Origin of the sequence: Streptomyces zaehneri (assembly GCF_032248645.1) — a bacterium.
Classification (GTDB): domain Bacteria; phylum Actinomycetota; class Actinomycetes; order Streptomycetales; family Streptomycetaceae; genus Streptomyces; species Streptomyces coriariae.
Genome location: NZ_JASTTJ010000003.1, coordinates 72453 through 96060, shown reverse-complemented (window position 1 = coordinate 96060; position 23608 = coordinate 72453). Strand labels below are relative to the sequence as shown.

Genomic DNA, 23608 nt, shown 5'->3' with positions numbered 1-23608 from the left:
CCGTAGCCGCTGCCACTGACAGTCACCCGACGCCGACGTGCTTGTAGTACAGGGTCGTCGGGCGCAGGACCCCGGCCGGGCTCGCCGCGTAGTCCGGGATGACCCCGGCCCTGGTCCACCCGGCATTGCGGTAAAGGCGCTCGGCGGGGCTGTCGGTCTCGGTGTCCAGGTGCAGCAGGGTGACACCGGCCGCGACGGCGCTCTCCTCGGCGGCGGCCAGCAGGGTGCGGCCGAGGCCCTTCCCGCGGGCGTCCCGGTGGACCATCAGCTTGACGAGCTCGGCGCGGTGGCGGCTGTTGGGCTTGTCGGGGAAGGCCAGGCCCACGGTGCCGACGACACGGTCCCCGTCCTGGGCAGCCCAGACCGCGAGCTGCCCGGCGGCGACGCCCCGCGCGCGGTCCTTCCACCAGTCCTCGGCCGCCGCCCGGCCGAGCGGGGCGAGGAAGCCTAGCGAGGCGCCGTCATCCACCGCGTCGAGCAGCAGATCGGCCAACTCCGCGACGCGGGAGCGCAGTCGGGGGGCGTCGAGCCGGGTCACGGTCATGGCAGCACCACCGCCAGCACGTACCGCACGTCCTCGTCGCCCGTGCACCGGAACCGGGTCGGGCCCCACACCCGCAGGCGCAGACAGTCTCCGGCGCCGAGGTGATGCCCGGTGTTCTCGGCCGTCACCTCGAGGGCGCCCTCCAGCACCCAGATGTGCTGTTCCAGGCCCGCCACGGGCGGCCGGTCGTAGGCGATGTCGGCGCCCACGGCGAGCCGGCCCTCGACCAGTTCGCCGCGCAGCGCGGGGTGCGGCGGCGACACGGAGCGCCGGACGAACCCGGAGGACCGGTCCTCCCAGACGGACTGCTCGTCGGCGCGCACCAGCGGCGCGGGTTCCGCCTCCACCTCGCTGAGCAGCCGGGACATGGTCCGCCCGTAGACATGGCACAGCCGGTTGAGCAGCGCGGCGGTCGGGCTGGTCTCCGCCCGCTCGGCCCGCGACAGGGTGGACCGGCTCACCCCGCTGCGTTGCGCCAACTCCCCCAGCGACCAGCCGCGTTCGGCCCGCAACTCGGACAGCCGCCCGGCGATCCGCACATCGACGGGGTCCGGCACCCCGACCGTCCCCGCCCCGCCTGTCTCATGTCTCATATCCGGGACGCTATCCCTGATGTGAGACGGCGCTGTTACGGAAGGCTCACAGGGCTCACACGCGTGCGGCCTCGCCCAGCGCCTCCAGCACCGGGCGGATCAGCGGATGCCCGTCCGCTCCCCGGCGGACGGCCGCGAAGACCCTCCGGGTCGGCGCCACCCCGTCGACCGGCCGTACGACCACCCCCGTGAGGTCCATGCCGCGCAGCGCCGAACGCGGGACGAGCGCCACGCCCGCGTCGGCCGAGGCCAGGGCGACGACCGCACGGAAGTCGTCCGAGGAGTGCTCCAGACGAGGCTGGAAACCGGCGTTCTCGCAGGCCAGGACGACCACGTCATGGCAGGGGTTGCCCGGGTAGGGGCCGATCCACGAGTCCTTGGCCAGTTCGGCGAGCGGAACCTCGGGGGCCTCGGCGAGACGGTGACTGACCGGGACGACCGCGTCGAAGGGCTCGGCGTAGAGCGGGACGTGCGCGAGCCTCGGATCGTCGGCCGCCGGGGCACCTCGGTACTCGACGGCCACCGCGACGTCGACCTGCCGGTCGAGCACCATCGGCAGACTGGCATCGCCCTCGGCGTCCTGGACCCGGATCCGGATCCCCGGGGCGGTACCCGCCAGCCGGGCCACCGCGGGCGCCACGACCAGGGCGATCCCCGTCGCGAAGGCGGCGACCGTGACCGTGCCGGCGGCTCCCGAACTGTAGGCGGCCAGCTCCGCCTCGGCCCGCTCCAGCTGGGCCAGGACGGCGTTGGTGTGGGTGAGCAGGATCTCGCCGGCCGGGGTGAGCCGTACGCCCTTGGCGCTCCGCTCGACCAGCCGGTGGCCGGTCTCCTGCTCCAGGGCCGTCAGCTGCTGGGAGACGGCGGACGGGGTGAGATACAGCGCGGCGGCAGCCGCGGTCACCGTGCGGTGGTCGGCCACCGCACGGAGGATGTGGAGCCGCCGCGCTTCGATCATGGATCGATTATCGCAATATGCCCGAGCCCCTCGGACCGCCTCCGCCCCGGAGGCCCTCCAGACTGGACGGCCACCGGCCCGGACGGCTACCGGTTTCCCGACGGCCACCCGCCCGGACGGCCACCGGTCCCGACGGCCACCCGCCCGGACGGCCACCGGTCCCGACGGCCACCCGCCCGGACGACCACCGATCCCGACGGCCACCCGCCCGGACGCGGCCAGGACGATCAGGACGGCCACCGGCCAGGACGACCGGGACGGCCACCGGGCCCGGGTCACCACCGACCCCGGCACCCATTCCGAGACCGTCACCGGCACAGACCGCCACCAGCCCGGACGGCCACCGGCCAGGACACCCGGAACCGCCACCGGCCCGCGCCACCACCGTCCCGGGTGGCCGTCACCGTCCCGGCCGGCCACCGGTCCAGTCGGCCACCGGCCAGGACGGCCACCGGCCGAGATCGCCGCCGGCCCCGGCCCCGCCGCGCTCAGACCGTCTGCGGCCGGCCGCGGTCAGACCGTCTGCGGCCCGGCCGCGGTCAGACCGCCTGCGGCCCGGCCGCGGTCAGACCGCCTGCGGCCCGGCCGCGGTCAGACCGCCTGCGGCTGCGACGCTTCCAGTTCCGCCCGCGCCGCGACGAAGGCGTCGACGGCGCGGTCGACGTCGTCCGTGGAGTGCGCGGCGGACAACTGGACCCGGATGCGGGCCCGGTCCTGCGGGACCACCGGGTAGGAGAAGCCGATCACGTACACCCCGCGCTCCAGCAGCAGCTCGGCCATCCGGCCGGCCTTCGCCGCGTCGCCGATCATCACGGGCGCGATGGCGTGGTCGCCGGGCAGGATGTCGAAGCCCTCGTCGGTCATCCGGCGGCGGAACAGCGCGGTGTTCTCGGCGAGCCGCACCCGCAGGTCGTCGGCCGACTCCAGCAGGTCGAGGACCTTCAGCGAGGCGGCGGCGATCACCGGGGCGAGGGTGTTGGAGAAGAGGTACGGGCGGGAGCGCTGGCGCAGCAGCGCGACGATCTCCGCGCGGGCGGCCACATAGCCGCCGGACGCGCCGCCCAGCGCCTTGCCCAGGGTGCCGGTGATGATGTCGACGCGGTCCATCACACCGTGCAGCTCGGGCGTGCCACGGCCGCCGGGACCGACGAAGCCGACCGCGTGCGAGTCGTCGACCATGACCATGGCGTCGTAGCGCTCGGCGAGGTCGCAGATCTCGGCGAGGGGCGCCACATAGCCGTCCATGGAGAAGACGCCGTCGGTGACGACCAGCCGGCGTCGCGCGTCGGAGGCGTCCTTCAACTGCCGCTCCAGGTCCGCCAGATCGCGGTTGGCGTAGCGGAACCTGCGGGCCTTGGACAGGCGGATGCCGTCGATGATCGAGGCGTGGTTGAGCGCGTCGGAGATCACCGCGTCCTCGGGGCCGAGGAGCGTCTCGAAGACCCCTCCGTTGGCGTCGAAGCAGGAGGAGTACAGGATCGTGTCCTCCTGGCCGAGGAAGGCCGACAGCCGGGCCTCCAGCTCCTTGTGCACCTCCTGCGTACCGCAGATGAAGCGCACCGACGCCATGCCGTAGCCCCAGCGGTCGAGGGCCGCGTGGGCGGCGGCGACGACCTCGGGGTGGTCGGCGAGGCCGAGGTAGTTGTTGGCGCAGAAGTTGAGGACCTCGCCGGGCCGGCCGCCCGCGGTGACGGCGACCGTCGCCGACTGCGGGCTGCCGATGACCCGCTCGGGCTTGTGCAGACCGGCGGCGCGGATCTCGTCGAGGGTGGCGCGCACGTCGTCGCGCACGGAGTCGAACATCAGGAAGCTCCTAAGAAACGCAAGAAACGCAGGAAACGCAGAGACGCGGGAACGCAGGAAGCGCGGGTGACCTACGCGGTCCAGTCGAGGATGACCTTGCCGCCCCGGCCGCTCGCCGCGTCGGCGAAGGCCGCCTCGAAGTCGCGGTAGCCGTACCGGCCGGTGATCACGGGGGCGAGGTCGAGGCCGCCCTCCAGCAGCACCGACATCGCGTACCAGGTCTCGAACATCTCGCGGCCGTAGATGCCCTTGATCGTGATCATCGAGGTGACGATCCGGGCCCAGTCGACCGGGAACTCCTCGGCGGGCAGCCCCAGCATGGCGATCCGGCCGCCGTGCGTCATGTTGGCGATCATGTCGCGCAACGCCGCGGGCCGGCCGGACATCTCCAGACCGATGTCGAAGCCCTCGCGCAGCCCCAGCTCACGCTGCCCGTCGGCGATGGACTCCTGCGACACGTTCAGCGCGAGGCTCGCACCGATCTTGCGGGCCAGCTCCAGCCGCTCCTCGCTGACGTCGGTGACGACGACGTTGCGGGCACCCGCGTGCCGGGCGACCGCGGCGGCCATCAGGCCGATCGGCCCGGCGCCCGTGATCAGGACGTCCTCGCCGACGAGCGGGAAGGACAGCGCGGTGTGCACGGCGTTGCCGAACGGGTCGAAGATCGCGGCCACGTCGAGGTCCACCGGCACCCGGTGCACCCACACGTTGGACGCGGGCAGGGCGACGTACTCCGCGAAGGCGCCGTCACGGCCGACGCCGAGCCCGACGGTGGCCCGGCACAGATGGCGGCGCCCGGCGAGACAGTTGCGGCACTTGCCGCAGACGAGGTGCCCCTCGCCGCTGACCCGGTCCCCCACCTGGATGTCGGCGACATCGCGGCCGGTGCCGACCACCTCGCCGACGAACTCGTGCCCGAGCACGAGCGGGGTGCGGATGGTCTGCCGCGCCCAGCCGTCCCAGGACCGGATGTGCAGATCCGTGCCGCAGATACCGGTGCGCAGCACCCTGATCAGCACGTCGCCGGGCCCGACGGCCGGCTCGGGAACGTCCGCGAGCCACAGTCCGGGCTCCGCCTTCTCCTTGACCAGCGCCTTCACGCTACGGCTCCTGTGGTGAGGGCCCGGACGCGAGCAGCCCGAAGGGCCCCGCATCCGGGAAGACATGTGGATTCGCCCAGCAATCTGCCGCACTTCACCGGCCCGGTCCATCGAGCTTTTCTTAAGCGCCGCCACAGCTCCGCTTCACACGGGTGGCCCCGCTCGCCCGGACCGGCTTCCCGCACACCACGGTGGGGCGTGCCACCCTGGACCGCAACCCTCACCAGGCCGGCCGACTGACGTGGAGCCCTCGATGACCACAGCACGGGACCTGTTGCTCGTCGCGATGGACGTGACACCCGTACGCCCCGCCGGGCAGGGCGAACTGTCCCTGGCCCTCGCGGGCGCCGAACTGATCGATCTCGTCGGGACCGGAGCGGTGGCCCTCGACGGCGACCTGCTCGTGCCCGGCGCGGCGCCGGCACCGGACGACCGCCTCCTGGCCGAGGCCGCGGCGTCACTCGTACGGGCGGCGCCGTACGAGTCGGCCGAGGACTGGCTGTGGCGGCGCGGCAGCGGCCTGGCCGCGGCCTATTCCGCCCGGTTCGAGGCGGACGGGCTGACCGGCCGGGCGCGCCACGGCCGGCTCCCCTTCCGGTCCGCGGCGACGGAGCCGCTCGACTCACCGGCCCGTCGCCACGCCACCGGGCGCTGGGCGGCGGACGAACCGGTCCTCGCCGCCCTGGGCGCCGCCGTGGGTCTGCGCGAGGAGCCCGCCGACGGCTTCCCGGACCTCCCCGGCGACACGGTCGTGACGGTCCTGGCGGCGGTCGGCGACGCGGTGGCGGAACTCGAGGCCGTACGACAGCGTCGGTCCATCGAGGACGCCGCCTTCGACAACATCTGGCGGGCCCCGTGAGCGGCGCACCTCAGGGCTCGGGGAACCCGCCGGTCTCGCGCCGCTGAAGGTGTCCGGCGAGTTCGGCGGCCGTCGACTTGATGGTCTCCAGGCCCGCCTTCCCCCAGGGCCGGGGCGTGAGATCGGCGACGCACACGGTGCCCAGCACCATGCCGCTCGTGTCGATGAGCGGGGCGCCCAGGTAGGAGCGGATGCCGTACTCGTCGACGACCGGGTTGCCCGCGAAGCGCGGGTAATCGCCCACGTCCTCGAGCACCAGCGCCCTGCGCCGCGCGACGACATGCGGGCAGTAGCCGTAGTCGCGGGGCAGCCGGCGGCCCACCTCGGGTTTGCCGCCGCGCGCGGCCCGGCCGCCTTGCGGGGTGTGCAGCCCGGCGAAGAACTGCCGTTGCTCGTCGAGGAAGTTGACCATGGCGTACGGCGCTCCGGCCACCTCGGCCAGGCGGTCCGCGAAGGCGTCCAGGGCGGGCTCCGGCTGTGCCCCGAGGCCGAGTCTGCGCAGCCTGCGGGCGCGGGCGGGAGCTTCCCTGTCCTCCGGGGTGAGCAGCAGACGACCGGCCGGGCGCGGCGGGTCGTAGCTCATGGCCGGGTTCCGTCGCTGTGGACGTACGTCATATGCGGCTCCGGGGGCGTTGGGTGCGGGGATCACATGTGGGCGCCGCGGCTCGGCTGGGGTGCGGCCGGTGCGTGGGCGATGAGGTGTTTGACGAGGGTGAGCAGGGTCTGGACACCGGACGCGGAGATACGGGCGTCGCAGCGCACGACGGGGACGTCCGGGGCGAGGTCGATGGCGGCTCGCACCTCCTCGGGCTTGTAGCGGTGGGAGCCGTCGAACTCGTTGACGGCGATGATGAAGGCGAGTCCGCGTTCCTCGAAGAAGTCGACGGCCGCGAAGCATTCCTCGAGGCGGCGGGTGTCGGCGAGGATGACCGCGCCGAGGGCGCCCTCGGACAGTTCGTCCCACATGAACCAGAACCTCTCCTGGCCGGGTGTGCCGAACAGGTAGAGGACGTGGCTCGGGTCGAGGGTGATGCGGCCGAAGTCCATGGCGACGGTCGTCTCGACCTTGTTCTCGATGCCGTCGAGGTTGTCGGTGGCGGCACTGACCGTGGTGAGCAGTTCCTCGGTGCTGAGCGGCGCGATCTCGCTCACGGCGCCGACGAAGGTCGTCTTGCCGACCCCGAAGCCGCCCGCGACCAGGATCTTCAGCGCCGTGGGAAAGGGGTCGGAGCCGCCGTCACGGGCGTCGGCGTCGTACTCGCGGTGCCCGTCGTACGCGTCGTACTCAGAGCTGTCGTCGTAGTCCATCGAGCACTGCCTCCAGAAGGGCCCGGTCGGTGGGGATGTGGTGGTACTCGGGGGGCTTGGTGGTCAGCGCCCCGCAGTCGAGGAGGTCGGCGAGCAGCACCTTGGTGACCGCTGCCGGCAGCCTCAGATGGGCCGCGATCTCGGCCACCGACACGGGCGCGCGGGTCAGGTGGAGCGCGGTCGCGTGTTCGGGACCGAGGTAGCCGAGGGGGGTCGCCCCGGTGGCCATCACCTGCGACATGAGGTCGAGGGCGACGCTGGGCTTGGTCCGGCCCCCGCTGACCGTGAACGGACGCACCAGCCGCCCGGCCGCGTCGTCGAGCCAGGGCCCGTCGCCGGCCGCCGCCACGCTCAAGGCCCCATCACCGACGGTTCGACGGCGTGCTGCCGGGGTGCCGTCATGAGATACGGCCGGACGCTCTTGACGAGCATCGACATCTCGTAACCGAGCACCGCCGCGTCGGCCTCCCGGCCGGCGAGCACCGCGAGACACGCGCCCGAGCCCGCGGTGGTGACGAACAGGAGCGTCGAGTCGAGTTCGACGACGACCTGCCGCACGTCCCCGCCGTCGCCGAACCGGACGCCGGCGCTGCGGCCGAGGGAGTAGAGGCCGGAGGCCAGCGCCGCCATGTGGTCGGCACTGTCCGGGTCGAGGCCGTGGACCGACTTCACCAGTCCGTCGCAGGAGAGCAGCACCGCGCTCTTGGTGTGCGGTACACGCTGCACGAGGCCGCTCATCAGCCAGTCGAGATCGGATACCTGGCCGGTCGGCGCATCGCTCGCCATGGTGGATCGACTCCTTGGGGTACATAGGTCTGCGGGAGCGCTGGGGGTGGGGGTGACCGTGCTCATCCGGCTGGTGCGCTCCCGTCGTGCCGGGCGGTGGATCGGTCGGGACCGGGCAGGTCCGGCCCGTCACCCGCGCCGTACGCCTCGGGCGGCGCGGCGGCGGGTGCGGGGCGCGCCTGCGGTATGCGGGACGGGTGCGGCGGCCGTACGTCGGCGTCGGCGGACAGGGGCGCCGGCCGGCCCTGTTCCGCGCCCCCGCCCGGGGCGCCGTCGCCCGCGCAACCGTGGCTTCCGGGCAGCAGGCCGTGGTCGGACGCCGGGTGGGCGGCCGGGTCGAGCGCGACTTCGAGGGGGGCCGGCGGGCGCGGCGGTGCGGGGTCGGTGGCGTCCGCCTCCAGGCTCTGCTGGGCCTCGGCGAGGCCGATGCCGCGCTGGAAGGCAGCCATGAGGCCGGGGTCGTGGCCGGCGGGCTGCTCGGAGTCCTGGCGCGGGGCCGGGCCGCCGCGCAGCTGGGGCACGAGGTGCTCCTGGGCACGGCGGCGGGGCAGTTGGGGCTTGCCCATGGTGCCGCGCACCGCGCCGACGCGCGGGGTGGGCGCGATACCCGCGTGCTCCTCGACGACGGGCCGGTCGCCGCGCCGGATGCCGGGCACGGCCTCGGCCGGGTTGGGCCGTGCCGCGCGGGCGCCCCGGACGGGCAGCGGCGCGGGCGCGCCCGGCCGCTGCGACGTCGGCTCGGCGGGCGCGGGGCCGTGGTGCGGGGGCGGCACGGCGGCATGGGCCGGGCCGGAGCCGCTCGGGTGGCCCTGCGGGGGCGGGGCGATCACGGGCACCCCGGACCCGGGCGTGTCCCGCGTCGGGGACGGGATCGGGGTCGGGGTCGGGGTCGGAGTCGTGGTCGAGGTCGGGGCCGTCCCCGGGACGTTCCACGCTTGCGGTGGGCCGGCCGACGGGCCGGGGCGGGTGGCGCCGCCCTGTGCCCGCGCCGGGCCGAACGACCGCCCGGCGCCGTCGGTGTCCCGTCCGGGGGGCGGCACCGAGGACCCGCCCGTGCCCGGCGCGTCCTGCGGATGCGCGAAGCCTGCCGGACGGCCCACGTCCGCGGTGTGCCGCGGCCCGTGCGGCGGGACGGGATCGGGGGTCCGGGCGGCGTGGGACCGGGCGGGCGGCAGGGGCGGCCGTACCGGATCGGCCGGGGCGGGGGGTGCGGCGGGCACGAGGGGCAGGCCGCCGCCATCGGTGTCCGGTCCGTGCGGTACCGCCCCGGCGACGCCCGGCGCGGAGCCCAGCAGCGCCTGCGGCACGACGAGGACGGCCTGGACGCCGCCGTAGATGTTGCTCTGGAGGCGGACCCGGATGCCGTGCCGCCGGGCGAGCTGGGAGACGACGAACAGGCCGATCCGGCCGTCCGCGAGCAGACGGCCGACGTTGACCTGGTCGGGGTCGGCGAGCAGGGCGTTCATCCTGCTCTGCTCCTCGACGGGCATACCGAGCCCGCGGTCCTCGACCTCGACGGCGAGTCCGGAGGTGACGAGGTTCGCGCGCAGCAGCACCTGGGTGTGCGGGGCGGAGAACACCGTGGCGTTCTCGACGAGTTCGGCGAGCAGGTGGATGACGTCGGCGACGGCGTGGCCGCGCAGTTCGCCGTCGATGGGCGGGACGAGCTTCACCCGCGCGTACTGCTCGACCTCGGCGATGGCGGAGCGCAGCACCTCGGTCATGGAGACCGGATTGCTCCACTGCCGCCGGGAGACGGCCCCGCCGAGGACGGCGAGGTTCTCGGCGTGCCGGCGGATGCGGGTGGCGAGGTGGTCGACGTGGAAGAGACCCTTGAGGAGATCGGGGTCCTCGATCGCGTTCTCCAGCTCGTCGAGGATCGAGATCTCGCGGTGCACCAGGGACTGAAGGCGACGCGCGAGATTGACGAAGACCTCCAGCTTCTGTTCGCTGCCGGCCTGGCTGGACAGCTGCGCGGCCTGCACGACGGCGGTGACGGCCCCTTCGTGGGCCCGGGCCAGGTCGGCGGCGAGCAGCTCGAAGTCGTCGCCGTCACCGGGCGGTCCGCCGCGTGAGGTGCGCCGGGGCGGGACCTCTCCGCGGCGCAGCGCCTCGATGACGGCGCGCAGTTCGGCCTCACCGCGCGCGCTGCCGCGGCGCAGGGCCGCGACACGGTCGCTGACCGAGCGGGCTGCGCGGTCCGCGGCCACGGCGGCGATCACGATGCCGACGCCGGTCACCGCGACGGCGCCGGCGAGGACCGCCCACAGGGTCACGCCGGGCCGGACGCCGGTGGAGCGCACGGTGAACAGGACGACCGCGCAGGCGCTGAGGGCGACCGCGGTCGGCGGGAGCACGGCGAGCCGCAGCAACTGGGGCCGTATGTGTGTCTCGGCCGGCGCCGGTGCGGGGCGGGCGACCGGCCGCCCGTGCCGTCCGCCCTCACGGCGGTCGGCGCGTGTGGCGGGTGCGCGGAGGTGAGACATCGGTGTCCTCGTACTGGTCCGTCGAGCCTGGCTGTCGGTCGGGAGGGACGAGGAATTCGGCCCGGTGTCGCCCGACGGCCACTCACAGTAGTCGGCAACGTGTCAGGTGCGGTGGGCAGTTGACAAAGTCACCCAGCGAGCGTCCCGCTCTGGTATGAGGCTTCGCACGGCAGACCGATAAGGCCGCACCACCCGGAGGACAACACGGAAAAAGTACGATCAGACCTGGTCGGAGACGGTCCGGAAACGACCGTGCGGGCCGGGGAGCTCTTCGCTCCCCGGCCCGCACGGTCGAACGCCTCCAGCCCCGTCAGCCCGCCGGGACCGCCTCCGGCGCATCGCCGCCTTCGACGACACCCCGACCTTCGTCACTCTCGGTATCGGCTTTGGCCTTGGTTACCGTCGCGACCAGGGGCTGCCATCCGGCGGCCGGCGCGAGTGCCACCTCGCGCCACCACGGCTCGCCCGGGACCGTCTCGGCGGCGGGCTCGAAAGGCTCGCCGGGCTTGGGCAGGGCGGCCCGCGCCCCGGCGGCCCGTGCGGCGGCCAGGGTGCCCTCACCCGGATCGGTCCACGCGTGGGTGGCGAGGTTGAACGTGCCCCAGTGGATCGGCAGCATCACTCCGCCGGGACCGCCCTGGAGGTCCAGATGGGCACGCATGCCCTCCTCGGGGGTCATGTGGATGTCGGGCCAGAAGTCCGAGTAGGCCCCGATCTGGATCATGGTCGCGTCGAACGGACCGTGATCGGCGCCGATCTCCTCGAAGCCCTCGAAGTAGCCGGTGTCACCGCTGTGGTAGACGCGGTGTTCCTCGCCCGCGACCACCCAGGAGGCCCACAGGGTGTGCTGGGTGTTGCGCAGACCACGGCCGCAGAAGTGCCGGGCCGGGGTGGCGGTCAGGGTGAGTCCGCCGACCTTCGTCGCCTCGTGCCAGTCCAGCTCGCGCAGCCGGTCGGCGGACACGCCCCAGTGCTCGAGGTGGGCGCCGACGCCGAGCGGCACGGCGAACAGGGTGTCCGTGTCCGCGAGCGCCTTGATCGTGGGCAGGTCCAGATGGTCGTAGTGGTCGTGGGAGATGACGACGACGTCGACCGGGCCCAGCGCGGCCAGCGGCAACGGGACCGGGTGCAGCCGCCTGGGCCCCGCGAAGGGGAAGGGGGAGCAGCGCTCACCCCAGACGGGGTCGAACAGGACACGCTGCCCGTCGATCTCCGTGAGCACGCTGGAGTGCCCCATCCAGGTCAGCCGCAGACCCGTGGCCGGCGGCTTGGCCAGGTCGGCGAGCGTGGTGGGGTGCACCGGTACGGTGCCCGCGGGGGCGCGGCGGGGGCGCTGCTCCTTGTCGAAGAAGACCTTGGCGAAGTCGAGCGTGGATCCCGAGGGACGGGTCCGCGCCGGGCCGCCGGGGTTCTGGAAGACCCCGTCCTTGAAGTGGGGCGATCTGCGGATGCGCGCCAGGCGCTCGCCGCTCGGATCCGCGCCGAAGGCCGCGGGCTGCAGAGCGCGGAGCCCGGAGCTCAGGGAACGGAAACCGGACACGGTACCTCCAGGGGAGTCGCTGAGGCATTCCATTATGGTTGCCCGCTCCGACAACGCCGGGGACACCCCGGTCATTCCGCAGCGAGCCTGCTTTGACACGGCGTCCCCGCGTTCCGATACTGACCCACTGTTCAGTACCAGCCGTTTCGGCCGTACCGGCCCGCCGGTCGAGGAGTCCGTATGACCGCCCCCTTCCTGTCGCTCACCTGGACCGATCACGTCACCGGGCGCCGGGGCCACCTGGTCGTCGACCGGCTCGTGCGCGGCGTGTGCAGCGGCGGGCTGCGGATGCGGGCGGGCTGCACGCTGGAGGAGGTGACCGGGCTCGCCCGCGGCATGAGCCTCAAGGAGGCGCTGCACTACGACCCCGAGGCCCGCTACGTCCCGCTGGGCGGAGCCAAGGGCGGCATCGACTGCGACCCCCGGGACCCGGAGGCGTACGGACTGCTGGTGCGGTACCTGCGGGCGGTGCGGCCGTACGTGGAGAGCTGCTGGACCACCGGCGAGGATCTGGGGCTCACCCAGGACCTGGTGGACCGGGCGGCCGCGGAAGCGGGGCTGGTGTCGTCCGTGCAGGCGGTCTACCCGCTGCTGGACGACGAGTCCGCCGCCCGCGAGCGGCTCGCCGCCGCCTTCGCCGTCGAGGTGGACGGCATCGGCCTGGACGAGCTGGTCGGCGGGTGCGGGGTCGCCGAGTCCGTGCTCACCGCGCTGGACCGGGGCGGGGTGGCGTACGCCGGGACGCGGGTCGCCCTCCAGGGGTTCGGCACCATGGGCGGGGCCACGGCGCGCTTCCTCACGCGCGCGGGGCTGACGGTGGTGGCCGTCGCCGACGTCAAGGGCACGATCGCCTGCCCGGCCGGTCTCGACGTGGAGGCGCTGCTGGCCGCGCGGGACGCCCACGGCACGGTGGACCGCGCCGTACTGCGCCCCGCGGACCTCGAGCTGCCGGGCGACGCCTGGCTGTCGGTGGAGGCGGAGGTGCTGGTGCCGGCCGCCGTGTCGTACGCCATCGGGGTCGAGGAGCAGGAGCGGATCGGCGCCCGGTGGATCGCCGAGGCCGCCAACATGCCGGTCCTTGCGGAGGCGGAGAAGCTGCTGCACGCGCGCGGGGTGAGCGTGCTGCCGGACGTCGTGGTCAACTCCGGGACGAACGCCTGGTGGTGGTGGACACTGTTCGGCGACATCGGCGCGGACGCGGCGGAGGCCTTCGCGTACACGCGCCGCTCGATGCGCGCCCTGGTGGAACTGGTGCTGGCCCGCGCCGAGACGGACGGCACGACACCCCGGGCCGCCGCGCACACGATCGCCGAGCAGCGGCTGCCGGTGATCGCGGAACGCTTCGGGCGGTACCGGCCCGCTCCGTGAGCGTCCGCCGCCGAGGACCGGCCGGTCCTCGCGCACGCCGACGGATTAGGGTGACGGCGTGGTGAGGGTCCGGTTGAGTGTGGCCGAGCGGCGCGAGGAGTTGCTGCGGGCGGCCATCGAGCAGATCGAGGCGCGGGGCGTGGCGGCGGTCAGGATCGCCGACGTCGCCGCGGCCCTCGGTGTGAGCAACGCCCTGGTGCTCTACCACTTCTCGACGAAGGAGAAGCTGGTCGCCGACGCGTTCGCCTACGCGGCCGAGGGTGACCTGGCGCGGCTGCGCAAGCTGGTCGGCCGCCGTACCACCGCACTGCGCCGGCTGCGGTCGGCGGTGCGCTGGTACGCGCCCACGGGACAGGCCAAGGGCTGGCGGCTGTGGATCGAGGGCTGGGCGGTGTCGCTGCGCGAGCCCGCGCTGCGGGAGGTCGCGCGCGATCTCGACAGGGAGTGGAAGGCGGCGCTCGCCGAGGTGATCGCGGAGGGCGTGGCCGCGGGCGAGTTCCGGTGCCCGGACCCGGCCGGCACGGCCCTGCGTCTGACGGCCCTGCTCGACGGACTCGCCGTACAGCTGACGTCCTACGCCGGCACGGTGTCCCGGGCCCGCGCCCAGGAGTGGGTCGACGAGGCCCTGGCCCGCGAACTCGGTCTGGGCCCCGAGACGTTGCGCGCCCACAAGCCCTGAGGGACCGGCTCCCGCCGCGACTGCCGACCGCCCGGCGACGGCACGGGAACGGCGCGGACGCGGCAGGGACGCGAGGACGGGAGTGACGCGCGAGCACGGCCGGAACGGCGGTCCGGCGCTCGCCCCGGCCCGTGCCGGGCTCCGGCGGGCGGCTCGGTCCGGCTCGTACACCGCCCGAGCCGCGCCCGGGGTGTCCGCGGCCGACCGCGCCGGTCACCTCGAACCGACCGGCGACCTGGCCCGCATCTGGGACCCCCGCCAGCAGGCTTTCGACCGGGCACTGGCCCACGCCGCCGCCTACGCCGCCCGCCACGGGGACCCGCCGGGGGCCGCGGCTCAGTCCAGCTCGTACACCGCCGTCACCGTCGCCGTCGCCCGGATCTCACCGGGCGCGACGGGCACACCGCCGAGGCCGGCACCCGGGGTGTCCGCGGCCGACGGCGCCGGACGCGGGGAGCTGGACGTGTCCTCGCTGAGCGAGACGAGCCGGCCCAGGCGGCGGCCGCTGAGGCCGGCGTACTGCTCGGCCTTGGCGTGGGCGTCGGCGTGCGCGGCCTCGCGTGCGCCGGCCCGCAGCGGGGCGGGGTCGGAGACGTCGAAGGCCACGAAGCCGATCCGCCCCGCGTCACCCGTGGCGTCGGTGACCGCCTGCACGACCGCGCCGGTCTTCGTCACCTCGCGCACCTTCACGGAGAAGGACTGCGTGGCCTGGTAGCCCGTCAGGCGGGCGGTGCCGCCCGTGTGGCGGTAGACGGCGTCGAGGGAGATGCTCTCCGTACGGATGTCCCGGTCGGCGACGCCCTGGGCGTGGACGGCGGCCAGCAGCGCGGCGGCCGCCTCGTGCTGAGCGTCCAGCGCGGACTGCGAGGTCTTGGCCGAGGCCTCGACACCGGCGCCGACGACCGCGAGGTCGGGCGGCGCGCTCACGCTGCCCTCTCCGGTCACCGTGACGGTGGCGGGGCTGTCCGGTGCGAACGGACGGCCCGCCGCGGCGGGGTGGGCGGGCAGCGCGGCCGCCGTGGGCGCGGTGAGTGCGGGGGCGCCCAGGGCGAGCAGGGAGACGAGGGCCGCGGCGACGGGCGTACGGGGAAAGGGCATACGGGACCGGTCCTTGGAGGTGTCGGGCGGGGCCAGGTGCGGGTGCGGTCATCCCAGCACCCGTGCCCGGCCCCGCCCGGGCACCACTCCCGTGCGATCACCTCACTGGTGGAGCGGCCTGCCGTGCGTCGTCCGCGGCCGGCCGCGCCCACCCGGTCGGCGGATCAGGCCACGGCCGCTATCCGCATCCTGATGTCGTCCGGCGACAGCGTGCCCTTGGCGGTCACATGGTCGCCGGAGGACTCCCCGCGCAGCCGTCGTCCGATCCACGGCACCAGGTACTCGCGCGCCCAGTGGACGTCGTCGCGCCGCACGTCCAGGGTGCCGCGCGGCGGGAGCAGCGGCCAGGGCTGCTCCGGGTCGGCCGGTACCTCGAGGCCGAGGGCCAGCCCACCGCGCAGTGCCACACGCGTGTGCCCCTCCGGGGAGAGGTGGAGCCGGTCGCCGTCCCAGGCCCTGCGGTCCTGAATGGACTTCAGGGACCACAGGTCGAGGACCGGACAGCCGTAGCGGTCGGCCACGGCACGCACATGCCCGTTGTACGTGGCGATCTTGCCGCGCAGATGCTTGAGCACGGGGACGCCACGGGTGTCGAAGCCGGTGGTCACCATGACCGTGCCGGCCGCGGCGGTCAGGGCCGAGATCGCGCGTTCGAAACGCTCGGCGACCTCGTCCGGGTCGGTACCGGGACGGAGGATGTCGTTGCCGCCCGCACAGAAGGAGACCAGGTCCGGGGCGAGTTCCACCGCCCTGGGGAGTTGGTCCTCCATGATCTGGTCGAGCAGCTTCCCGCGGACCGCGAGGTTGGTGTAGTTGAAGTCGCCCTCGGGCCGCAGGTCGGCGAGGAGGACCGCGAAGCGGTCCGCCCAGCCGACGAACGCCCCGTCGGGGCCTGGGTCGCCGACGCCCTCGGTGAAGCTGTCCCCCACCGCCACGTACGACCCGATCACTGATCTGTCGTCACTCTTCGAATCGTCTGCCACAGCAGTTCATCATTCACCTTCGAATGTGACCTACGCGATCGTAGGAAGGGGTTGACGGGCGGTGAGATAAGACACCCTTAAAGACTTTGCCAATCAGGGAATAAGGGACCACGCCCGGAAGTCGTTGATCCGGAAATGGCTCCAGGTGGTGCGGAAGGCGAAGTGCCCGCCCGTGTAGGGCTCCGGGTCGGTGTGGTCGAAGACGAGCCGGCCGTTGTTCCACCAGCGGACGACCGAACCGTCGGAGACGATACGGACGTGGTTCGGCTCGTTCGCGACGAGCAGCGGCTCGGTGTAGTCGTAGATCAGCGGACGCACCCCCGCCTCGCCGACATAGCGGCGCAGCCGGGTCGTGGTGTTGGTGTTGGCGCCGTAGCCGACGTAGTACGTCTTGAGGTAGTCGTACTCGGCGAGGGCGCCGCCGCGCGGGGTGGCGAAGAGGTTCTCCGGGGAGCGGACGTCGACGGCGTTCCAGAAGTTGTTGAGGTCGGAGACGCGGTCGTTGACCCCGCCCGCGGAGACGGGCGTGGCCACGTACTCGAGGACGTACGGCCCTTCGAGCGGCCGCTTGAACCAGATCGTCGCCCCGGCGGGCACGTCGACCTCCAGGGTCCCGCGGGACGCGGTGACCGTTCCGCCCTTCTCCAGTTCGACGGCCCACTGGCGCAGGCCGTGCCGGAAGTCGTCGTGGGCGATGAGGCGGCGGTGGCGGGGCCGGCCGCTCGCGGCGGTCGCGGCCGTGGCGGGGGCGAGGGCTGCCAGCGCGGCGCCGGCGGCGAGGGCTCCGAACGCCCTGCGGGTGGTCGTCATGATGGTCGGCTCCTTCAGTGGGCGGGGGTGGTGAGGTGCGGCTCGGGGACGCGGCGGGTCTCGGTGCCGAGGTAGTAGTCGGTGTACGTGGACTGGAGGTAACCGCGGACGGTCCAGCCGAGGCGGTACGCGGGGTTCTGGGCGAGCGTGTAGACGCGGGTGTCGGTCGGCACGGTGCTGGTGTAGAGGCGCAGGGCGGTGTGGTCGGCGGTCTCGGCGAGGATCTCCTCGCGCCAGTCGCCGACGAGGTCGCCGTAGAACGGGGTGGCGTTGCGGGCGCCGGAGACGACGCCGGCCGGGTCGAAGACCGTCGCGCTGCTCTCGGTCGCCGGGTCCCACTTCTCGACGCGGGTGAAGTCGAGCAGTTCTGACGCCTTGTCACCGTCCCACCAGATACGGAAGTTGACGCTGGGAGTGGTGGCGGAGACCTTGCCGCCTCGGACGTTGAAGACTCCCGCGCCGGGCCGCGTCACGTCGGCGGTGGACGTCCAGTACTCGTAGCCGCGGTGGCCGGGGTCGATGTCCGCGGCGTTCCCGCGGCCGGTGTCGAGGTCCGCGTCGCTCACCGGGCTCGTCGGGTGCGAGCCGGTGACCAGCCGCTCGCCGGTGGCGGCGTCGTAGTAGTACCAGGGGAAGGCGGAGACGATGCCCAGCTCGGACTGCTGGATGGCGAAGCCCTCCAGGCCGGGCCGGTCGGGGTCGAGGTCGGCGATGTCGAAGCGGTCGCCGTGGATGGCGCCGTCGACGACGTAGCGCAGCGTGCCGTCGCCGTTCACGACGTAGTTGCCGTCGGCGATCTCGTCCCTGCCGTCCCCGTCGACGTCGACGGTGCGGATCTGGTGGAAGCTGGTCGCGCCGGTCGCCGGGTCCACCACGTACTTCCAACGGCGTTCGAGATCTGTGCCGTTGAAGTCCCAGGTCTGGAAAAGGACCCGGAACGAGCCGCGCTTGGCTCCGACCCGGGTGACCAGCTTGGTGACCAGGCTGGGGTGTTCGCCGTCGAGGTAGGCGATGCCGAAGTGGCCGCCGGAGGGGCCGTCGGCCACGAAGTCGTCGGGGACGGGCTGACGGGTCCGCTCGGCGCCGGTCGCTCCGTCGATCACCGACACGAACTGGTTCGCGGGCGAGGCGGCGGTGACCTGTGCGCCGTCGGCGAAGGTGGTCCCGGCGGCGGTGTGCGCCAGCACCTCGGCGCGGCCGTCGGCGTCGAGGTCGTAGACGGTGACGTTGTCGTCGTTGCGATAGCCGCCGATCGCGGTGGACCCGCTGATCGCGGCGGGCGCCGGGTCGTTGGCGCCGTTCCCGCCGACCTGGGTGTACGAGCCGGGTCCGAGGTCGACCCGCCACAGGCGCTCGCCGGTGAGCGTGTAGGCCTCCAGCAGATCGGGCCTGTCGCGGGTCCCGGACAGCCGGCTGACGACCAGCTCGTAGCGCCCGTCGCCGTCGAGGTCACCCGGCCAGGCATGCTGCACGGTGTAGCCGTCGGCACCGGCCAGCGGGATCTCGGCGTAGCCGTCGGTGAAGCGCAGAGCCGCCGCACTCGGCTTCTGCACCCGCCCGTCGACGACGGCGCGGACGGTGTACGTGCCCGCCCCCGGACTGTCGTCCTGATAGGTCGTCGACTTGCGCAGCGGCTCCCGGTTGAGCCGGCGTCCGTTCTTGTAGACGTTGAAGGCGATGGCGTTCGCGTGCCGCGCGTACTCGGTGCCGAGCAGCCGCCAGCTGAGGAAGGTCCCCTCGCCGGACGGGGTGGCGACCAGGCCGCGGTCGAGGTTCTCGACGATCCGGCGCGGGACCCCGGTGGCGTGCCCGGCGGGCGCGGAGACGAGTCCGGCCAGCAGGGTGACGGCGGTGACGGCGGCCGCGGCCGCGGCGCCCTTGATGAAGATGCGTCGGTCGACGCCGGACACAGGACCTCCGAAGAGCGATAGAAAGCGCTTGCTCGCTGACGGGGATCACTGTGTCCCCACTCTGTCCCGCCTGTCGACGGGGCAAGAAGGGCTGCCACAAGAACGCAACAGAACGATCATGAACGCGCAAAGTCCGACACCGGCCCTCCCCTCCCCCGGACACACCGAAGGCCGGACCCGGGGATCGGGGTCCGGCCTTCGGCCGCGTGTCAGGCGGGAGGTCGTCGCGGTCGGCGGGGGTCAGCCGACGGAGACGCCGTGCGCGCGGAGGTAGGCGATCGGGTCGACGTCCGAGCCGTAGTCCGGCGTGGTGCGGATCTCGAAGTGCAGGTGCGGGCCGGTCACGTTGCCGGTGGCGCCGGAGAGGCCGAGCTGCTGGCCCGCGGTCACGGTCTGGCCGGCCGAGACGGAGAGCTGGGACAGGTGGGCGTACTGGGCGTAGTAGCCGTCGGCGAGCCTGATGACGACCTGGTTGCCGTACGCGCCGCCCCAGCCCGCGGAGACGACGGTGCCCGCGCCCACGGCCTTGAGGGAGGTGCCGGTCGGGACGACGAAGTCGGTGCCGGTGTGGTAGCCGCTGGACCACATGCTGCCGGCCGTGTGGTAGGCGGTGCCGACGACGGCGCCCGCCACCGGCAGCGTGTAACCGCCGGAGGTACCGGTGCCGCTGTCGGCGGCCTGGGTGACCGCCTTCGAGGAGGACGAACCGGATGAAGAAGACGAAGACGACGAGGACGAGGACGAGGACGACGAGGACGACGACTTGGTCCCGGACGCCTTCGGCTTCGAAGCGGAGGACGAGGAGGAACCGGACGACGAACCGGTGCTCGCGGCCTTCTTGCCGATCGAGAGCTTCAGGCCGGGGTGGATCAGCGACGGGTCGCCGCCGACGGCCTGACGGTTGTCCTGGTACAGCTTCTGCCAGCCGCCGCTGACGTTCTGCTCGTCGGCGATCTTCGACAGATAGTCGCCGGACCGCACGGTGTAGGACTTGGCCGTCGTGGCGGTGGCCGACTTCCGCGCCACCGGCACGGACTGCACGGCCTTTTCCGGAACGGCCTGGGAGGCCGACTGCGCGACGGACTGCGCGGGGGCCGCGTGCGCGCCGGCGGCACCTATGAGCGGAAGGGCGAGCGCGGCGCCGCCCGTTCCGGCGACGGCTATGGAACGAGTGAAGCGCTGGGTCTTCGGACGGCGGTGCTTACCCTTCGCGGGCATGGCGAATTCCTCTCCGGCGCCTGCGAGGTCAGCTGTCGGGTGCGGACTGGAGATGCCCGGCCGCGCCGAGGCGCGGCTTTACCCCAAAGCCTGTTCCGGAGACCGGAACAGGCGGTTGTACCTGTGGGTCCCCCGCTCCTGCCAGATACGGGTGGGTGTGCGGACTCCGGGCGGTGGCAGGATTCGGCGTCCGTCCGGATTGGTGTGGAACGTAAGCGACCGGGACGCACAGGGACAAGCAGCGGTTGCGCCGCTCACGCCTTTCTCTTGATCCGCTGTGAGAATTCCCGGTCACACTCCGTGAGACAAGGGGGCCATCCACCGCCAAGCACCCTGGAAAGGCATGCGAATTACGTGAACATGACGGGCGACATACGGTCACGGATATGACGCTGCTCACGTGACAGCTCTCCAGGTTCCTTAATTCCAGAGCTAGTTGGAATTAAGGAACCAATTCGGACAGAAACCTCAGATGCGACGCAGCCGGATAACCGTCGCATCAAGGTCGCCCCGCAGTCCGGTGCGCAGCCCGTGATGGAGCAGCACCGCTCCCCGGTGGACTTCGCCCGTTTCGCGGCATTCGTACGATGCCGCCGGGTCGAGTCCGCGCAGCCGCAGCGCCGGAACGGGCTCGCCGAACCGCTGCGCCTGGAGCCAGGCGAGGACGACACTCTCGTCACCGCGCACGTACTGGACCGCGCTCAGGCCGCCCGCCGGGGGCCGCAGCCGGTACAGGTCGCCCTGTTGCACGAGCGGCCGGATCTCCTTGTAGAGGTCCACCCATCGGCGCGCCTCGGTGAGCTCCTCCTCGCTCCACCGCGAGAGGTCCCCGCCGACGCCGAGCACGCCGGCCATGGCGCTGACGAAGCGGAAGCGCAACGAGCTGACCCGGCCGTTGAGCTGGGCGTTGGGACTGTCGGTGACCCATGCCGCCATGACCCGAGCGGGGTGGATCTGGCTGAAGCCGTGCTGGATGTCGAGCCGGTCGAGCGGATCGGTGTTGTCGGAGGTCCACACCTGGTCGGTGCGGCTCATGATCCCGAGGTCGATGCGCCCGCCGCCGCCGGAGCAGGACTCGAAGGCGACCTGGGGGTGGGCCTCCCGCAGCCGGTCCAGGAGCGCGTACAGGGCCCGTACGTGGTCGACCCAGAGGCGCTGCGGGTAGGGGTCGTCCGGCCAGCCGGCGTCGGTGAAGCAGCGGTTGAAGTCCCACTTCACATAGTCGACGGGCGCGCTGGACAGGAGCGCGTGGAGCTGCTCCCAGAGGTACTCCTGGACGTCCTCGCGCGCGAGGTTCAGCACGAGCTGATTGCGGAACTCCGTCCGCTTTCGTCCGGATTGGAACTGCACCCAGTCGGGATGCGCCCGGTACAGCTCGCTGTCCGGGTTGACCATCTCGGGCTCGACCCAGATGCCGAACTGCATGCCGAGGCCGTGCACCTGGTCGGCGAGGGGCTTCAGCCCGTTCGGGAAGCGGTCGGGGTTGGGCCGCCAGTCGCCGAGCCCGGCGTGGTCGCCGGTGCGCGCACCGAACCAGCCGTCGTCGACGACGAAGAGTTCCACGCCGATCGCGGCGGCCCGCCGGGCGAGGGTGCCCTGCTGCTCCTCGGAGATGTCGAAGTAGGTGGCCTCCCAGGAGTTGAACAGCACCGGCCGGTCCTGTTCGGCGTCCGGGACGACGTGCGCGCGCTGGTAGGCGTGCCAGGTGCGGCTCGCCCCGCCGAAGCCGGCGTCGCTCCACAGGCCGGCGAAGACCGGTGTGGTGAAGGACTCCCCCGCGGCCAGCCGCAGCAGCCCCGAGTCGTCGTACCCGACGCCCCCGGTGATCTGCACGCGCGCGTCCGGGAGTTGGGCGACGGCGATCCGCCAGGTGCCCGACCAGCCGAGCGCACAGCCGTAGACCTCGCCGCGCTCCTCGGTCGCGTCGGTGTCCAGGGCGACCCAGGGCAGGTGCTGGTGCCCGGTGTGGCCGCGGCGGCTGCCGATGACCTGCTCGCCGTAGGTGAGCGGAGACCGGGTGAGCCGGGACTCGGCGGCCCAGCGGCCGTGCAGCTGCGACAGCCGCCAGTCGTCGCGCTCGGGCAGGGTCCAGGTGGCGGAGTCGGCGCGCAGCAGCTCCAGCGGCCCCTCGCCGTCGTTGCGCAGGGTCGTCCAGCGCTCGACGACATCGCCGCGCATCCGGTAGTGCAGGGTGACGGCGAGCCCCCCGTCCCGGAACCGCAGCCGCAGCCCGTCGTCGTCGGCCTCGAAGTCCTCGTAGGACCACTCGGTGCCGCGCCGCTCGTCGGTGCGCACCGACAGGGCCGGCCGGACGAAGCGGGGGCCGCCCTCGACCGGGTACTCCTCCCGGCCGTCGAGCGGGGACTCGAAGGACGCCCCCCGCTCCGACGCCGGGAGGGCGGCGAGCGCCTCGGCGTCCGCGAGCGCGATGCCCGGACCCCAGTGCAGGTGGACCAGCTCGTCGGCCCCGGTCAGGTGGAGGGCATAGCTGCTCGTCGGCCCCGAAAGGAGCCAGGTACGGCCATTGTCGGCGATCTCGGGCATCAAACCCCCACTAATTCGAACAGGTGCGATCAAGCGCCAACATCATCGAATGCCGTCGGCCTGCCGGGCAACTTTCCGTGGACAACTCTTCACCTGGGCGGACGAGCGGAGTGCCGCCCTGTGGACAACCCGTTGCCCGGGGAACCCATGTCGTATCGTCGGGGAAGCGTCCCGTCGGCCACCACGAGCCGCGCCGACGGAGACCGACAGGGAGGAAGCCCCCGTGACGCAGCAGATCCCGTCGACCGAGCCCGAGCTGGCCGGTGTGCGCAACTTCCGGGACGTGGGCGGTCTGCCGACCGTCGACGGCCGGCGGGTGCGGCACGGCGTGCTGTTCCGCAGCGGCCACCTCGCGCACGCGACCGACGAGGACGCCGCGTTCCTCTCCGGCCTGGGCCTGCACACGATCTTCGACTTCCGCAACGCCGCGGACCAGAAGCTGGAGGGCCCGGACGTCGAGCTCCCGGGCGTGCGCAACGTGAACCTGCCCCTGTCGGACCCGGCGGACGGCTCCGAGTTCTGGAAGATGGTCCGCGACGGCGAGATCGAACAGCTGCGCGGGATCCTCGGCGACGGCAAGGCCGCCGGCCGGATGATCGCCTCCTACCGCTCGATCATCAAGGAGCGGACGGCCGAGCACGCGCGGGTGCTGCACTCGCTCGCCGAGGACAGCGTCCCGGCCCTGATGCACTGCGCGGCGGGCAAGGACCGCGCGGGCCTGTCCATCGCGGTGACGCTGCTCGCCCTGGGCGTGGAGCGCGAGGCCGTCCTCGCCGACTACCTGGAGTCCAACGCCAAGCACCGCCGCTACCGGGTGCGCCGCAGCGCCACCTCCGCCGCGGCCTACTCCCCCGAGGTCATGGAGCTGCTCAGCCCCCTCTTCGACGCGCGTGCGGAGTACCTCGCGGCGGCCCTGGAGACCATCGAGGAGACGTGGGGCGGCGTCGACACCTATCTGGAGGAAGGCCTGGGGCTCTCCCCCGAGACCCGTGAGCGGCTGCGGAACCGCCTGCTCGACTGA

Annotated in this window: 21 protein-coding genes and 1 riboswitch; of the genes, 4 read left to right on the top strand and 17 right to left on the bottom strand. The window is 73.1% G+C overall.

Annotated features, from left to right (window positions below; translation table 11 throughout):
* Window positions 1–22: 22 nt before the first annotated feature.
* The 5 genes from QQM72_RS06055 to tdh form a co-directional block, all read right to left on the bottom strand.
* Window positions 23–544, bottom strand: a complete 522-nt coding sequence (locus QQM72_RS06055; protein ID WP_314219732.1) for a GNAT family N-acetyltransferase — start codon at window positions 542–544, stop codon at window positions 23–25.
* Window positions 541–1137, bottom strand: coding sequence for a helix-turn-helix domain-containing protein (locus tag QQM72_RS06050; protein ID WP_314219731.1), 597 nt, complete (start codon window positions 1135–1137; stop codon window positions 541–543). The genes QQM72_RS06055 and QQM72_RS06050 overlap by 4 nt, the downstream gene beginning before the upstream one ends.
* Before the next feature lie 55 nt (window positions 1138–1192).
* Window positions 1193–2095, bottom strand: coding sequence for a LysR family transcriptional regulator (locus QQM72_RS06045; protein ID WP_314219730.1), 903 nt, complete (start codon window positions 2093–2095; stop codon window positions 1193–1195).
* A 591-nt stretch (window positions 2096–2686) separates the two neighbouring features.
* Window positions 2687–3898 carry a glycine C-acetyltransferase gene (locus QQM72_RS06040; protein WP_314219729.1) on the bottom strand — a complete coding sequence of 404 codons (1212 nt, stop codon included), beginning with the start codon at window positions 3896–3898 and terminating at the stop codon, window positions 2687–2689.
* Window positions 3899–3969: 71 nt separating this feature from the next.
* Window positions 3970–4998, bottom strand: coding sequence for an L-threonine 3-dehydrogenase (tdh, locus tag QQM72_RS06035; RefSeq protein WP_314219728.1), 1029 nt, complete (start codon window positions 4996–4998; stop codon window positions 3970–3972).
* A gap of 253 nt (window positions 4999–5251) precedes the next feature.
* On the opposite strand from tdh, the gene QQM72_RS06030 reads away from it, so the two are divergent.
* On the top strand, window positions 5252–5857 hold the full coding sequence (locus QQM72_RS06030) for a GOLPH3/VPS74 family protein (protein ID WP_314219727.1): 606 nt from the start codon (window positions 5252–5254) through the stop codon (window positions 5855–5857).
* A gap of 10 nt (window positions 5858–5867) precedes the next feature.
* On the opposite strand, the gene QQM72_RS06025 is transcribed toward QQM72_RS06030, so the two are convergent.
* The 6 genes from QQM72_RS06025 to QQM72_RS06000 form a co-directional block, all read right to left on the bottom strand.
* Window positions 5868–6440, bottom strand: a complete 573-nt coding sequence (locus QQM72_RS06025; protein ID WP_314219726.1) for a GAF domain-containing protein — start codon at window positions 6438–6440, stop codon at window positions 5868–5870.
* Between the two features lie 62 nt (window positions 6441–6502).
* A complete protein-coding gene (locus tag QQM72_RS06020; protein WP_314219725.1) occupies window positions 6503–7165 on the bottom strand; it encodes a GTP-binding protein in 663 nt (220 codons plus the stop codon).
* Window positions 7143–7514, bottom strand: a complete 372-nt coding sequence (locus QQM72_RS06015) for a DUF742 domain-containing protein (RefSeq protein ID WP_314220133.1) — start codon at window positions 7512–7514, stop codon at window positions 7143–7145. The genes QQM72_RS06020 and QQM72_RS06015 overlap by 23 nt, the downstream gene beginning before the upstream one ends.
* A gap of 2 nt (window positions 7515–7516) precedes the next feature.
* On the bottom strand, window positions 7517–7951 hold the full coding sequence (locus tag QQM72_RS06010) for a roadblock/LC7 domain-containing protein (RefSeq protein WP_314219724.1): 435 nt from the start codon (window positions 7949–7951) through the stop codon (window positions 7517–7519).
* A 62-nt stretch (window positions 7952–8013) separates the two neighbouring features.
* A complete protein-coding gene (locus QQM72_RS06005) occupies window positions 8014–10437 on the bottom strand; it encodes an ATP-binding protein (RefSeq protein ID WP_314219723.1) in 2424 nt (807 codons plus the stop codon).
* 310 nt (window positions 10438–10747) lie between these two features.
* Window positions 10748–11977: an MBL fold metallo-hydrolase gene (locus QQM72_RS06000; RefSeq protein WP_314219722.1), complete on the bottom strand. Its 1230-nt coding sequence runs from the start codon at window positions 11975–11977 to the stop codon at window positions 10748–10750.
* A gap of 180 nt (window positions 11978–12157) precedes the next feature.
* Here QQM72_RS06000 and QQM72_RS05995 point away from each other — a divergent pair, with 180 nt between their 5' ends.
* Entirely contained in the window at window positions 12158–13345 is a 1188-nt protein-coding gene (locus tag QQM72_RS05995; RefSeq protein ID WP_314219721.1) for a Glu/Leu/Phe/Val dehydrogenase dimerization domain-containing protein, read from the top strand.
* A 58-nt stretch (window positions 13346–13403) separates the two neighbouring features.
* A complete protein-coding gene (locus QQM72_RS05990) occupies window positions 13404–14024 on the top strand; it encodes a TetR/AcrR family transcriptional regulator (RefSeq protein ID WP_314219720.1) in 621 nt (206 codons plus the stop codon).
* Window positions 14025–14360: 336 nt separating this feature from the next.
* On the opposite strand, the gene QQM72_RS05985 is transcribed toward QQM72_RS05990, so the two are convergent.
* The 6 genes from QQM72_RS05985 to QQM72_RS05960 form a co-directional block, all read right to left on the bottom strand.
* On the bottom strand, window positions 14361–15122 hold the full coding sequence (locus tag QQM72_RS05985; RefSeq protein ID WP_314219719.1) for an SIMPL domain-containing protein: 762 nt from the start codon (window positions 15120–15122) through the stop codon (window positions 14361–14363).
* Between the two features lie 164 nt (window positions 15123–15286).
* Complete coding sequence (locus QQM72_RS05980; protein WP_314220132.1) at window positions 15287–16072, bottom strand: SGNH/GDSL hydrolase family protein; 786 nt, start codon at window positions 16070–16072, stop codon at window positions 15287–15289.
* A gap of 126 nt (window positions 16073–16198) precedes the next feature.
* Window positions 16199–16915 (bottom strand): DUF6250 domain-containing protein, encoded by a 717-nt coding sequence (locus QQM72_RS05975; RefSeq protein WP_314219718.1) that lies wholly within the window; start codon window positions 16913–16915, stop codon window positions 16199–16201.
* A gap of 14 nt (window positions 16916–16929) precedes the next feature.
* Window positions 16930–18825, bottom strand: a complete 1896-nt coding sequence (locus QQM72_RS05970) for a rhamnogalacturonan lyase family protein (protein ID WP_314219717.1) — start codon at window positions 18823–18825, stop codon at window positions 16930–16932.
* A 240-nt stretch (window positions 18826–19065) separates the two neighbouring features.
* A complete protein-coding gene (locus QQM72_RS05965) occupies window positions 19066–20043 on the bottom strand; it encodes a M23 family metallopeptidase (RefSeq protein WP_314219716.1) in 978 nt (325 codons plus the stop codon).
* Window positions 20044–20047: 4 nt separating this feature from the next.
* Window positions 20048–20207, bottom strand: a riboswitch (cyclic di-AMP (ydaO/yuaA leader).
* 304 nt (window positions 20208–20511) lie between these two features.
* On the bottom strand, window positions 20512–22587 hold the full coding sequence (locus QQM72_RS05960) for an alpha-galactosidase (RefSeq protein WP_314219715.1): 2076 nt from the start codon (window positions 22585–22587) through the stop codon (window positions 20512–20514).
* A 223-nt stretch (window positions 22588–22810) separates the two neighbouring features.
* Between QQM72_RS05960 and QQM72_RS05955 the strand changes: the two genes are divergently transcribed.
* Complete coding sequence (locus QQM72_RS05955) at window positions 22811–23608, top strand: tyrosine-protein phosphatase (protein ID WP_314219714.1); 798 nt, start codon at window positions 22811–22813, stop codon at window positions 23606–23608.